This is a genomic window from Flavobacterium urocaniciphilum (assembly GCF_900110615.1).
GTDB lineage: Bacteria > Bacteroidota > Bacteroidia > Flavobacteriales > Flavobacteriaceae > Flavobacterium > Flavobacterium urocaniciphilum.
The window spans coordinates 117122-130333 of sequence record NZ_FOEI01000001.1; the positions used below are offsets into that span (position 1 = coordinate 117122).

Annotated in this window: 14 protein-coding genes; 7 read left to right on the forward strand and 7 right to left on the reverse strand. The window is 29.4% G+C overall.

All coding sequences use genetic code 11. The features are described 5' to 3' along the window. Positions 1-35 precede the first annotated feature (35 nt). Positions 36-1418, forward strand: coding sequence for a sugar transferase (locus BMY86_RS00490; protein ID WP_091463609.1), 1383 nt, complete (start codon positions 36-38; stop codon positions 1416-1418). A 298-nt stretch (positions 1419-1716) separates the two neighbouring features. Next, positions 1717-2355, forward strand: a complete 639-nt coding sequence (locus tag BMY86_RS00495) for a peptidoglycan-binding protein LysM (RefSeq protein WP_091463611.1) — start codon at positions 1717-1719, stop codon at positions 2353-2355. On the opposite strand, the gene BMY86_RS00500 is transcribed toward BMY86_RS00495, so the two are convergent. Genes BMY86_RS00500 through dnaA form a run of 3 tightly spaced genes read right to left on the reverse strand, consistent with a single transcriptional unit; the run spans position 2352 to position 5021 of the window. Continuing rightward, positions 2352-3089, reverse strand: a complete 738-nt coding sequence (locus tag BMY86_RS00500; RefSeq protein WP_091463614.1) for an SAM-dependent methyltransferase — start codon at positions 3087-3089, stop codon at positions 2352-2354. The two genes, BMY86_RS00495 and BMY86_RS00500, sit on opposite strands and share 4 nt — an antisense overlap. Before the next feature lie 28 nt (positions 3090-3117). Next, a complete protein-coding gene (locus BMY86_RS00505) occupies positions 3118-3591 on the reverse strand; it encodes a low molecular weight protein-tyrosine-phosphatase (protein ID WP_091463617.1) in 474 nt (157 codons plus the stop codon). Next, positions 3591-5021, reverse strand: a complete 1431-nt coding sequence (gene dnaA, locus BMY86_RS00510; protein ID WP_091465523.1) for a chromosomal replication initiator protein DnaA — start codon at positions 5019-5021, stop codon at positions 3591-3593. Before dnaA ends, BMY86_RS00505 begins: the two co-directional genes overlap by 1 nt. 240 nt (positions 5022-5261) lie before the next feature. On the opposite strand from dnaA, the gene BMY86_RS00515 reads away from it, so the two are divergent. Continuing rightward, positions 5262-5666: an acyl-CoA thioesterase gene (locus tag BMY86_RS00515; RefSeq protein ID WP_091463619.1), complete on the forward strand. Its 405-nt coding sequence runs from the start codon at positions 5262-5264 to the stop codon at positions 5664-5666. Positions 5667-5696: 30 nt separating this feature from the next. Here the strand turns inward: BMY86_RS00515 and BMY86_RS00520 are convergent, their stop codons facing one another. From BMY86_RS00520 to ribD, 3 genes are read right to left on the reverse strand one after another with little or no spacing between them, the layout of a single operon-like run. Next, entirely contained in the window at positions 5697-6323 is a 627-nt protein-coding gene (locus BMY86_RS00520; RefSeq protein WP_245745577.1) for an IMPACT family protein, read from the reverse strand. A gap of 2 nt (positions 6324-6325) precedes the next feature. After that, positions 6326-6928 (reverse strand): HAD family hydrolase, encoded by a 603-nt coding sequence (locus tag BMY86_RS00525; RefSeq protein ID WP_091463625.1) that lies wholly within the window; start codon positions 6926-6928, stop codon positions 6326-6328. Then, on the reverse strand, positions 6921-7964 hold the full coding sequence (ribD, locus tag BMY86_RS00530) for a bifunctional diaminohydroxyphosphoribosylaminopyrimidine deaminase/5-amino-6-(5-phosphoribosylamino)uracil reductase RibD (protein WP_091463629.1): 1044 nt from the start codon (positions 7962-7964) through the stop codon (positions 6921-6923). The genes BMY86_RS00525 and ribD overlap by 8 nt, the downstream gene beginning before the upstream one ends. A gap of 38 nt (positions 7965-8002) precedes the next feature. On the opposite strand from ribD, the gene BMY86_RS00535 reads away from it, so the two are divergent. Genes BMY86_RS00535 through prmC form a run of 3 tightly spaced genes read left to right on the forward strand, consistent with a single transcriptional unit; the run spans position 8003 to position 10263 of the window. Beyond that, positions 8003-8488: a GNAT family N-acetyltransferase gene (locus tag BMY86_RS00535; protein WP_091463632.1), complete on the forward strand. Its 486-nt coding sequence runs from the start codon at positions 8003-8005 to the stop codon at positions 8486-8488. 1 nt (position 8489) lies between these two features. Then, positions 8490-9395 carry a hypothetical protein gene (locus BMY86_RS00540; protein ID WP_091463634.1) on the forward strand — a complete coding sequence of 302 codons (906 nt, stop codon included), beginning with the start codon at positions 8490-8492 and terminating at the stop codon, positions 9393-9395. A gap of 1 nt (position 9396) precedes the next feature. Further along, positions 9397-10263, forward strand: a complete 867-nt coding sequence (gene prmC, locus BMY86_RS00545; RefSeq protein ID WP_091463636.1) for a peptide chain release factor N(5)-glutamine methyltransferase — start codon at positions 9397-9399, stop codon at positions 10261-10263. 53 nt (positions 10264-10316) lie between these two features. On the opposite strand, the gene BMY86_RS00550 is transcribed toward prmC, so the two are convergent. After that, complete coding sequence (locus BMY86_RS00550) at positions 10317-11558, reverse strand: ABC transporter permease (protein WP_091463638.1); 1242 nt, start codon at positions 11556-11558, stop codon at positions 10317-10319. A gap of 212 nt (positions 11559-11770) precedes the next feature. Here BMY86_RS00550 and hisS point away from each other — a divergent pair, with 212 nt between their 5' ends. After that, entirely contained in the window at positions 11771-13195 is a 1425-nt protein-coding gene (gene hisS, locus BMY86_RS00555; RefSeq protein WP_091463641.1) for a histidine--tRNA ligase, read from the forward strand. Positions 13196-13212 lie beyond the last annotated feature (17 nt).

The window sequence follows — 13212 nt, forward strand, 5'->3', positions numbered from 1 at the left end:
TTAAAAATCTTATTTTAGACAACAAATAATTGATAATGACTAAGCCTTATAAAAAACATTTCGAAATTTCTGAACGAAAAATTCTACTTCGAATTTTCGATGTTGTTTTTGTTGTTGGTTTTTTGTTTTTACCTAATCTTTTTACTGATTTAAAATATTTTGCAGAATTAAAACTTAACTATTTATGGATTCCATTCATTGCAATATATCTTACTTTATTAGGTACAGTGTTTGAAATGTACAAGTTAGTTGTTGTTAGTTTTGCTAGTAAAATAACTAAAGGATTGTTATTAACTTCATTTTTTACAACCTTATTTTTTTTATTTACACCAATTTTTACTCCTTCTTTTCCAGAAAAACGAATTGAACTATTATTACTATTTTTAATAATCTGTTTTGCGCTTATTTGTTGGCGACTAATTTATATTTTCATTCTTGCTTCTAAACGTTTTTATAAGCCTTTAATATTAGTTTGTAAACAAAAAGATTTTAATAAATTTTCAAAAGAATTAATAATTAATGATCCACATATTAAAATTGTAAAATTCATTAATGTTGATGTTGTTGATGAAAAGGGAACAAAATCTGAAAATCAATTATGTATTTCAGAAATTGATGAATTTTTAACGCATAATTTTATTTCAGAAATTGTAGTAGCGACAGAATCTAAAAACACTTCAATTGATATCTATAATAAATTATTAGAAATTTCAGAAAATGGAATTCCAATCGTACAATATGAAGAACTTTATGAAGATCTAACCAATAGAATTCCGCTTCATTTAAAGGATAAGAAATTATATACTTATTTTCCATTTACTAAAAAGCAAAATATGTTGTATTTGCTATTTGTTCGATGTGTAGATGTAGTTATTTCTATAATTGGGTTATTTGTATTATTGTTAATTTCGCCTTTTATTTTGTTTTTTAATTTATTTTGGAATAAAGGTCCTATGTTGTTTCATCAAGAAAGAATTGGCAGAAAAGAAATACCTTTTCAAATTTATAAATTAAGAACAATGATTGTAAATGCTGAAAAAAATGGTGCCGTATTTGCAACAACCAATGATTCTAGAATTACTCCTTTTGGTAAATTATTGCGAAAAACAAGGATTGATGAATTTCCACAATTTATTAATGTTTTAAAAGGTGAAATGTCAATTATTGGCCCAAGACCGGAAAGAAAGATTTTTGTTGATCAAATAGCTGAAAAATTACCTCTTTATCATACTCGTCATATTGTAAAACCTGGTTTAACAGGTTGGGCTCAAATTAACTATCCTTATGGGGAAACTTTAGATGATAGTTTGATGAAATTAGAATATGATTTGTATTATATCAAACATCGTAATATATTTCTTGATATTAATATTGCAGTTAAAACTTTTGGTACCATTTTGTATATGAAAGGGCAGTAGGAATTTTGAATTTTCTCTAAAATACAACCTTAATTTCATCGATTTTTTGATGTTTTTCATCTGAAAACGAAAAAAAATTATCAACAATTTAAAATCTGTAAAAACTTGTTATTCAGCATTGTTAGAGGCTTTTTGTAGGTATTTTTACTTCTTAAAGAAATGTTAACAACTTGATTTACAGAAAAATAATGTAAAATTATCGTATATTTGCCCCGTTAATTCAATTAGTGTTCTTTGATTTATGTCAATCAAAAACTCCGTAAAAATATTTTTTTACCTAATTGAGAAAAAATATTAAATGAGAAAAGACATTATTTATTTTGGAATTGCGATTGCGCTTATCGCTGTTTTAAGTTCAGGATTTAGTGCATTTAAAGATGAGTCAGTTGACGGGTTTCATATCGATGAAACAGAATTTTATGATTATCACGTTCCATCTAAAGATGAATCTAAAAAGTTTAATGTGGCAATTCCTTTTACAGGAAAAACTTTTGTAGGATTTAAACAAGCATTAGCAGCTAAAGAATCTGCTGGATTGTATGATTTAGTTAATGCTTACGGTTACATGGGTAAATATCAATTTGGTAGAAGTGCGTTAAGAACTATTGGTATTTACGATTTTAATAATTTTCTTAAAAATCCTGTTTTGCAAGAAAAAGCTATTCATGCATTATTAAGCATAAATAAATGGGAATTAAGAAGAGAAATTAAAAAATACTCAGGAAGAGTAATTAACGGAATCGAAATTACAGAATCAGGCTTATTAGCTGCCGCACATTTAGCAGGAGCAAGTTCAGTAAAAACGTATTTAAGAAGTAATGGTAAAAATGGTTTTAAAGATGGGTTTGGAACTTCTTTAAGATCTTACATTAAAAGATTTAATGGTTACGATACTTCAAATATTAAAGCAAACAAATTTGCTAAAGTTTCAGTTTAACTTTTTTGAATAACAAAAATACAAGGTCGGTTGTGTAAATCGACCTTTTGTTTTTTCCACTCATTTATAGTTTTTGTTTTTATAAATTCAGTTGGTAATGTTATGTCGCAAGCAATACATAAACGGGTTTGCGGTTGTAACGTATTAAGAATGTCTTCTAAGAATTTATTATTTCTATAAGGAGTTTCCATGAAAATTTGAGCTTGATTTTTATCTTGCGACCATTTTTCAAGATTTTTTAAAGCTGTTTTCTTTTCACTTTTGTCAATAGGTAAATAACCTGTAAAGGCAAAACTTTGTCCGTTCATGCCACTTGCCATTAAGGCTAATAAAATGGAACTCGGTCCTACCAAAGGAACTACTTGTATGCCTTTTTCATGTGCCAATTTCACAATTACAGCACCTGGATCAGCAATGCCTGGGCAACCTGCTTCACTCATTAATCCAACGTTTATTCCATTCAATAAAGGTTGAATCATTTCCATGTGTTCGCTTACATCAGTATGTTTGTTTAATGCTGATAAATGCAAACTTGGTTGAGGTTTTTCAGGAACAACAGATTTTATAAATCTTCTTGCCGTTTTTTCGTTTTCAACTATGTAATGGTCAATTATTTCAATGCTTTTTTTAACCGTTTGTGCTAATACATCTTCCGGATTTACCGTTGATTCTCCAGGATTGGATAAAGTACAAGGAATTAAATATAACTTTCCGAATTTAGTAGATGTATTCATTTTTTCTATAAGTTGAAATAGGAGAATATTATACAGTGATTTTTTTAGATTTAATTTGTTGTGCTATAACTTCGCAAACTTCATCTAAAATTTGATACACATTTTCAAAATCATTTGAATTTCCCCAATAAGGATCGGGTACTTCCAGATTCTGATTTGGATGTAACTCGTTTAAAATAACTTTTACTTTAGATTTTGATGTTTCACTTGGTGCTATTGCCAAAACATTAGTGTAATTGGAATTGTCCATTACATAAATGTAGTCAAAGTTAGAAAAATCGGATTGTTTTATTTGACGACAACGTTGTTGACTAATATCTAAACCATGATTTTTAGCGGCTGCAATGGAACGTTTGTCTGGTGCTTCACCAGCGTGCCAATTTCCTGTACCTGCACTATCAACTAGGCAAATATCTTTAGAAAGTTTAGATTGTAAAATGCCTTCAGCCAATGGTGAGCGACAGATATTTCCTAAACAAACCATTAATACTTTTGTAGGCATTAAATACTAAGTTTTTTGTTGATGTCTTCTACGAATTTTTTGAATTGCTTATCTGTTGAAACTAAATTATCAACCGTTTTGCATGCGTGTAAAACTGTAGCATGATCTCTATCTCCAATTTGTGAACCAATATTTGCTAACGATGCTTTTGTAAATTTCTTAGAAAAATACATAGCTAATTGACGCGCTTGAACAATATGACGTTTACGTGTTTTAGATTTCAACGTTTCAGTATCTAATTGGAAATAATCTGATACTACTTTTTGGATATAGTCGATAGAAATTTCGCGTTTGATGTTTTTTACAAACTTTTCTACTACTTGTTTTGCTAAGTCAATTGTAACTTCACGCTTGTTGAATGAAGATTGAGCAATTAATGATATAATTGCACCTTCTAATTCTCTAACGTTAGTTTTTATGTGTTTGGCAACATATTCTAAGATTTCTTCAGGCATTTCCACACCATCTCTATAAAGAATATTCTTTAAAATCGAAATTCTAGTTTCGTAATCTGGTTGGTGTAATTCTGCCGATAATCCCCATTTGAAACGAGATAATAAGCGTTGCTCAATATCTTGCATGTCAACAGGAGCTTTGTCAGAAGTAAGAATTACTTGTTTGCCATTTTGGTGTAAATAATTGAAAATGTGGAAAAATACATCTTGTGTACCAGCTTTTCCAGATAAAAATTGAACATCGTCAATAATTAATACATCAATTAATTGGTAAAAATGAATAAAATCATTTCTAGTATTTTTCTTTACAGATTCAATATATTGTTGTGTGAATATTTCAGCAGAAATATATAAAACTGTTTTTTCTGGGTATTTGTCTTTAATTTCAACACCAATAGCATGTGCTAAATGTGTTTTTCCTAAACCAACTCCACCAAAAATTAGTAAAGGATTAAAAGATGTGCCTCCTGGCTTATTTGCAACAGCCATACCAGCACTTCTTGCTAATCGGTTAGAATCTCCTTCTAAGAAATTATCAAAGCTGTAATTCGCATTTAATTGCGATTCTATTTTAACATTTCTAATTCCAGGAATGATAAATGGATTTTTTAATTCAGGATTTTTATTAACAATTGGAACATCTATTTCTTGAGTTTTAACAGAAGTACGTTGTGTACTCGGAATTTGCTCAGTAAATGGAAGTTTATTGCCATAAGTGTTTTCCATTTTAATTTTATATACTAGCTTTGCTTGGTTTCCAAGTTCTTTTGTTAAAGCTGTTTTTAAAATGGTAACATAGTGTTCTTCTAACCACTCGTAAAAAAATTTACTTGGGACTTGAATGTGTAAAGCATTGTCTTCCGTTAAGTTAATCGCCACAATAGGTTCAAACCATGTTTTATAGGCTTGTTCCTGAATGTTATCCTTTATAAAGGATAGGCAATTAATCCAAACAGATTTTGCTGCTTTAGTCATAAGTTTAATTTTTTTATAGTTTTTGTGATCTAATCTTGGAAGAATAACCATCAAGATTTTTGATAATGGTCATTCGTATTAGGAAGGCAAATATGTGAACAAAATTTTGTAAAAAAAAACAACTTCACTATTGTAATTTAAAAAATAATGTTGTAAACAAAGTTAAGGTTTTCTTAATGAAAAATTAATTAAAAAAGTGTAAGTGATTGATAGTTAAAATAATACAATAAGATATATAAAATGAAGGTTTATGAATTTACAGTGCGAGTTAGATATGCTGAGACCGATCAGATGGGTGTAGTGTATCATGGTAATTATGCACAATATTTTGAAATGGGTAGAGTAGAATGGTTGCGAAATTTAGGAGTTTCCTATAAGTGGATGGAGGAGAACGGTGTTATGCTTCCTGTTGTCGCTTTAGAGATGAATTATAAGAAACCAGCTCGTTATGACGACTTATTAACAGTTAAAACAATTTTGAAGAGTCAGACTTCCGTAAAAATTGAATTCGATTATGAAATCTATAATGAAGAAAAGCAGTTGTTAACAACTGGCTATTCAATGTTGGTTTTTGTTGATATGAAAACGGGAAGACCTATGGTTCCGCCTTCGTATGTAACTGAAAAAATTAATCCGTTACTTTGAATTTAATTGAGTAAAATTTTTTAAAAGATATTAGGAATTTTCTAGTTCTTCTATTTCAATTTCAAATAAAGTAGTAAAAATGTCAAATATTTCTTTGGCATTTTTTTTTCGAGTTGCTATTTCAATTTCACAATTCATTTCCATTTTTTGATTGACAATATCAAGGTTTTTCTCTTTTATAATACGCATGACTTTATTCATGTTTTTATAATCGAAAATAATTTTAAAATGTTTATCAATTGTTTTTTCTACAATAACAGCTTCTTCTAAAGTTAATTGTGCTGTGGTTTTGTAGGCAGAAATTAGTCCGCCAACTCCAAGTTTTACACCGCCAAAATAACGTACAACTACAATTAAAACATTAGTAATTTCAAACGATTGAATTTGGCCGTAAATAGGCATACCGGCAGAATTACTTGGTTCGCCATCGTCATTGGCTCTGAATTTAATTTTTTCAGTTCCAATTTGATAAGCGTAGCACCAATGTCTGGCAGAAAAGTGTTCCTTTTTTAGATTTTCTATATGGGATTTTACTTCTTCTTCAGAAGTAATAGGGTAAGCGTAACCTATAAATTTGCTGTTTTTTTCTTTAAATAATACGTCTTCTACAGCAAAATCAATTGTTTTATAAGTGTCTTTAATTTCGGATTCTAGCAATTCTATAATATTTTTTTGTCAAATAAATCAACCACATCTTCATGTCCAACTTGTAAATGCCAAGTAACTAATCCTAATTTTTTAGCCGTTTCAATATTATCTGAATTGTCGTCTATAAATAATGTTTTGTTGGGTTTCAAATTATTTTGTTGAATAACTTGTTTAAAGGCAGCTTCGTCTGGTTTTTTGACTTTCGTTTCAAACGAAAAATAAATTTTGTCAAAACAACCATAAAATTCACGAGCGAAAGTTAAGCCTACGCGGTGTTCAAATTTATCAATATGGGTTGAATCTGTATTGCTTAATAAAAATAATTTGTATTTATTTCTAAGTTTTTCTAAAAACTCTAAACGTTCTAAAGGGAAATCTACAATTATGGCATTCCAAGCTTCTCTTATTTCTAAAAGTTCTGCATTAGGAATGTATTTCTGAATGCCTTCTATGAACTGAAGTTCGTCAATTTTTCCAGTTTCATATTTTACATTCAAATTCTTTAAATCATCATTCCATTCTTGTAATCCTAATTTTTTTAAGGCTTCTGGGGTAGCTTGATGATCTAAATTTAGAAATACATCGCCTAAATCAAAAATAATAGCTTCAATCATGATTGGAATAAATTTTTAATTGATTCTTTTCTATTAAATGTTTTTGATTACATTTTTCAGAAAACACTGGTTTTTTAATTCCAGTTACTAATTCATTTTCACTTATAAAAACTCTTGCTTCATCCCACAAATTATCATCAATAAAATGCTGAAGTGTTTGAGTACCACCTTCAATGATAATGGATTGAATACCTTTTTCAAATAAAAAATCCATAATATTGAATATTAGATTTTTATCAAAGGTAAGATTTTCATAAATACAATTTTCCGAATTTAGGCAATTTTCTTGTTCTGTGAAAATTATTGTAGGATTTTTTTTGTTCTTAATCTGATAATCGTCAGAAATTTTACCTGATTTATCTAAAATGATTCGAATAGGATTCGAACCAAACCAATCTCTAGTATCTAAACTTGGATTGTCTTCTAAAACCGTATGTGTTCCAACTAAAATAGCTTGCTCTTCCGAACGGTATTTGTGCACCAATTGTCTTGAATACACATTAGAAATAGCTATGGAGGTTTTCGTTTCTTTTTCTAATGGAGCAATGAATCCATCTGCCGATTCAGCCCATTTTAAAATGATATACGGTCTTTTTTTATTATGAAAGGTGAAAAAACGTTTGTTGATTGCTAAACATTCTTTTTCTAAAACATTTAAAATAACTTCGCATCCCGCATTCGTTAATTTTTCAATTCCTTTGCCAGCAACTTCAGAGAATGAATCGATACATCCAATAACAACTTTCGGAATTTGATGCTCTATAATTAAATTCGCACAAGGTGGCGTTTTTCCAAAGTGACTACACGGTTCTAAATTCACATAAATGGTCGATTTTTTTAAAAGACTTTTATCTTTAACCGAGTTTATGGCGTTCACTTCAGCATGTGGTTCTCCTGCCTTTTTATGCCAGCCTTCACCAATTATTTTACCTTCATACACCACAACACTTCCCACTAACGGATTTGGATACGTGGTTCCTAATCCATTTTTTGCCAGTTGCAAACAGCGTTTCATGTAAATTTCATGCTCAATCATCTTACAAATTTAGTACTTTTACATTTTATAATTGCACTATGATTTATACAATCCGAAAAATTGAAGCAAAAGATAATGCTGCAATGGCTCAAATTATTAGAAAAATTTTCGATGAGTTAAATGCTCCCAAAGAAGGAACTGCTTATGCTGATCCGTTTTTAGATAGATTATCTGAAGTATATCTCAACCAAAATGAAAAGTATTTTGTAGTTGAAATTAATGGTGAGATTAAAGGTGGAGCAGGAATTGCACCTTTAGCTAATGATGATTCTGGAATATGTGAATTGCAAAAAATGTATTTTGCTCCAGAAATTCGTGGTTTTGGAATCGCGCAAGAAGTAATGCGCCACTGTTTAGAATTTGCGAAACAAGCCGGATTTAAAAAGTGTTATTTAGAAACGTTACCTTATATGGAAGCTGCTCAAAAATTATACAGAAAATTTGATTTCGAATATATTGATGCTCCAATTGGAGATACTGGTCATAGTAGTTGTCATGTTTTTATGCTTAGAGATTTAGAATAATATGAGAATAGTTTTTTTGTTTTTTCTAATTACTTCTTGTAATTTATTGTTTTCTCAAGAAAATAAAAAAGAATATGATTACATTAAAAATTATTATCAATTTGTATATGAAGCAAATTATAATTACGAAATTGGAAATGATACTTTAGCTTATAATTTGTTGAAAAAAGCAGAAAGCAATTGCCCTCTTTTAAATCAAGAAAATATTTATGAAGTTAATATTTTGGCAAGACTTTCGATGAAGTTAAATAAAGAAAAAGAGACGTTTAACTATATCGAGTTATTGTTAAAAAAGTTTGGTTATAGTTTTTTTTATTTTGATAATGATTCAATATATAATGGATTGAAAAATAAATCTAGATGGAAAAAATTAAAAAGAAATTCCAAAAAAATATTTGAAAAATATAAATCAACAGTAAATGTCGAATTAAGAAATGAGATTAAGCTTATTGTTGCTAAAGATCAGGAAATAAGGCATAGAGAAAATATTAACTGGGAAGAAGTTGATAGTATTGATAGAATTCATGAAGAAAGAATTAAAGTAATTATTAAAGAATTTGGTTATCCTGATGATGACTTAATTGGTAGTTATACTATTGGTGCTACTAATGAATTAAATCCAAATATTGGAACTTTAATAATGCATTTTAAAGATGTTAATTATTGGAAACCAATTTTTTTAGATCTTATTAGAAAAGGTAAAGCCCTAGCTAATATATATGGAAATTTAGTTGATAGTATTCAAAGAAATGGTAGTTATTTTATTTATGGTATTTATAATAATGTACAACCAAATAAAATAATGGATTTTGATAGAATAGATGAACGAAGAATTGCGGTTGGACTATCTACTTGGGATTTGCAACAGAAAATGTACGAAATAGTAAAAAAGAAATATAATTTTTAAAATGCACATCAAAAATTTAAAAACTCAATTTTATTCAGAATTAAAAAATATTCAAGAAGATTCGGAAATTGAATCTTTCTTTTTTATTCTAACCGAATATTTGCATAATTTAAAACGAATTGATATTTCTTTACAACCAGAATTTGAAGTTTCAGATGAAGATTTAATAAAATGGAATACAATAATTTCAGATTTGAAAGCTGAAAAACCGATACAATACATTACTGGTGAAGCTTGGTTTTATGGTTTGCGATTTGAAGTCAATGAAAATACTTTAATTCCACGTCCGGAAACGGAAGAATTAGTAGAATGGATTGTAGAAAGTACGAAGTTGGAAGCTGGAAGCACAAAGTTGAAAGTTCTTGATATTGGAACAGGTTCGGGTTGTATTCCGATTTCCTTGAAAAAAGAAATTCCAAATTCGGATGTTTTTACTATAGATGTTTCTGAAAAAGCTATTGAAACAGCAGCCAAAAATGCCTCGGAAAATAATGTTGAAATTAACTTTAAACATCAGAGTGTTTTGGAAATGGATAATTTAGATGAATTCGGAACAAAATTCGATGTAATTGTATCCAATCCACCTTATGTTCGAAATTTAGAGAAACAAGAAATTAAAAAGAATGTTTTAGATTACGAACCGCATTTAGCTTTATTTGTGGAAGATACGGATGCTTTGTTGTTTTATAGAAAAATTGCACAATTAGCCTTAAATGGTTTAAAACCAAATGGTAAATTGTTTTTCGAAATCAATCAATATTTAGGTAAAGAAACCATAGAATTATTAGAAAACTTAGGTTTTAAAAATATCGAATTACGAAAAGATTTTGTGGGAAATGACCGAATGATTTGTTGTGAAATTCAGTAACAGTTTTCAGTCACAGCTAACAGTAAAACTGAAAACTGTGACTGAATACTAAATTACTCATAACGTAACGCTTCAACTGGATCTAATCGAGAAGCTTTTATTGCTGGATACAATCCTGAAATAATCGTAACTATAAATGTTGTGATAAAGGCAGCCATAATGGCAACCCAAGGAATTACAAATGAAAATCCGGCGACGGAGGCAATTAACGAACCCAACAATAATCCTAAAATAATTCCAATAATTCCTCCAATCTGACTGATTACAAAGGTTTCTGTGAAAAATTGCCAAGCAATAGTACTTCTTTTAGCACCTAATGATTTTCTAACGCCAATTTCTCTAGTTCTTTCAGAAACGGAAACCAACATAATATTCATCAAAGCAATTGTTGAACCAAAAATGGTAATAGCACCAATTCCAACTGCAGCAATATTAATTACTTTTATGTTTTCTCCTAAACGTTGAATTAAATCGTCACTTCTATTGATTCCGAAATTGTCTTTTTCAACTGGATTTAATTTTCGAACTCTTCTCATAGCTAAAGTAGCATTGTTAACTGCTTCATCTAAAAATTGTTTGTTATTGACTTTTACATCAATATCGTAATTTATATTTGGTTGTGAAAAAATAGAACGGGCAATTTGAATAGGAATGATTACTCTTAAATCTTGATTGTTTCCAAACGTAGCACCTTTTTCTTTTAATATGCCAATTACTTTAAACTTTGCTCCACGAACTGAGATAGTTTTGTCAATTGGATTTACACCCTCTAATAATCCATCTTTAAAATTTGCTCCTAAAACACATACAAAATTATTATTGTCAATGTCAAAAGGAGTAAAGTTTCTACCTTTTGTTAATTCAAACCCATTATTGGGTAAGAAATTTTCATCTGCACCTAAAATGGTAATTTCTGGATCTGTTTTTTTGTTTTCGTATTTAACTTCAGCCGTTGAAGAAGCTGTAAACGACAAAGAAGTTGCTGTAAAAGGAAAATCAAATTTATCTTTAAATCCTTTTGCTTGCGGGTAACTAATAATTGGATTGACTTTTTGTTCACCATCATTTCGGTTGATTTGCTCCGAAAAATCATATTGACCAATAGAAAATGTATTCGCACCCATAGAAGCGAAATTTCCAAATAAATTGTTTTCTAATGCTTTGGTAAGCGTTAAAATTCCAACTAAAAAGGTAATCCCGATAACTATAATGAATACCGTTAAAAACGTACGTAAAGCCTGACTTCTAATAGAATCAATGGCTATTTTTGTATTTTCTTTAAATAATCCAAACATGCCTATTTGTAGTCGGTTTTGATTTTTTGTTACAAGTTTATTTTAAGAACCAAGTAAAAAGTAAATAGGTAAAAGTATGGTTGAGTTATTTCGCCCTTATTTATTGGCTCTTTAAACTTTTTCCTTGGCTCTTTTTATTGTCATTTAAAAGTAAGATATTTGCACTACAATAATTGATAATTGGCAAATTGCCTCATTGACGTATTACTATTATGGCTCAAAAACCTAGTATTCCGAAAGGAACTCGCGATTTTTCTTCTACGGAAGTAGCTAAAAGAAATTATATTTTTTCTATCATAAAATCGAATTTCGAACAGTTTGGATTTCAACCTATTGAAACACCTACGTTTGAAAATTCGGAAACACTTATGGGAAAATATGGAGAAGAAGGTGATCGATTGATTTTTAAAATATTAAACTCTGGAAATTATTTTTTCAATAAAAATAAAATTGAAATTCCTGGTTCAATTGCTGAATTGCAAAGTAAATCTGCAGATGATATTTCTAAAGAAGAGATTATTCAATTGAATCAATTTACTTCTAAAATTTCTGAAAAAGCGTTGCGTTACGACTTAACGGTTCCATTCGCACGTTATGTAGTACAACACCAAAATGAATTAGAATTTCCGTTTAAACGTTATCAAATTCAACCTGTTTGGCGTGCAGATAGACCTCAAAAAGGTAGATTTAGAGAGTTTTACCAATGTGATGCCGATGTAGTGGGCAGTAATTCTCTTTGGCAAGAAGTAGAATTTGTACAATTATACGATACCGTTTTTACAAAATTAGGTTTACAAGGTGTAACTATAAAAATTAACAACCGTAAAGTTTTATCTGGAATTGCTGAAGTAATTGGAGCTTCTGATAAATTAATTGATTTTACTGTAGCTTTAGATAAATTAGATAAAATTGGAGAAGAAGGTGTGAAAAAAGAAATGCTTGAAAAAGGAATTTCTGATGCAGCCATCGAAAAAGTTCAACCATTATTCAATTTTACAGGGACTATCAATGAAAAAATTGAAAAATTAGCTTCTCTTTTAGCAACTTCAGAAGAAGGAACAAAAGGAGTTGAAGAATTAAAATTCATTTGTAATGCCATTAACGAATTAGGCTTGCAATCTGCTAATTTAGATTTAGATGTAACGTTAGCGCGTGGATTAAATTATTATACGGGTGCGATTTATGAAGTTGCTGCACCAGAAGGTGTTGCTATGGGTTCTATTGGTGGCGGAGGTCGTTACGACGATTTGACGGGTATTTTCGGATTGAAAAACATGAGTGGTGTAGGTATTTCTTTCGGATTAGATAGAATTTACTTAGTTATGGAAGAATTAAATTTATTTCCTGAAACTGTTACTTCAACTTCAAAAGCAATGTTTATCAACTTCGGTGAAGTAGAAGCTTTATTTTGTTTGAAAACGATTTCTCAACTAAGACAAAACGGAATTAAAGTAGAAATGTATCCAGATGCTGCAAAAATGGGCAAACAATTTCAATTTGCTGAGAAAAAAGGAATTCCATTCACAGTAATTGTAGGTGAGGAGGAAATGAAACAAAACCAATTCAAATTAAAAGACTTAGCTTCTGGCGAACAAGTAACTGTTTCTTTAGAAGAATTAATAGAAAAATTAAAATAAATTATAACACTAAGATT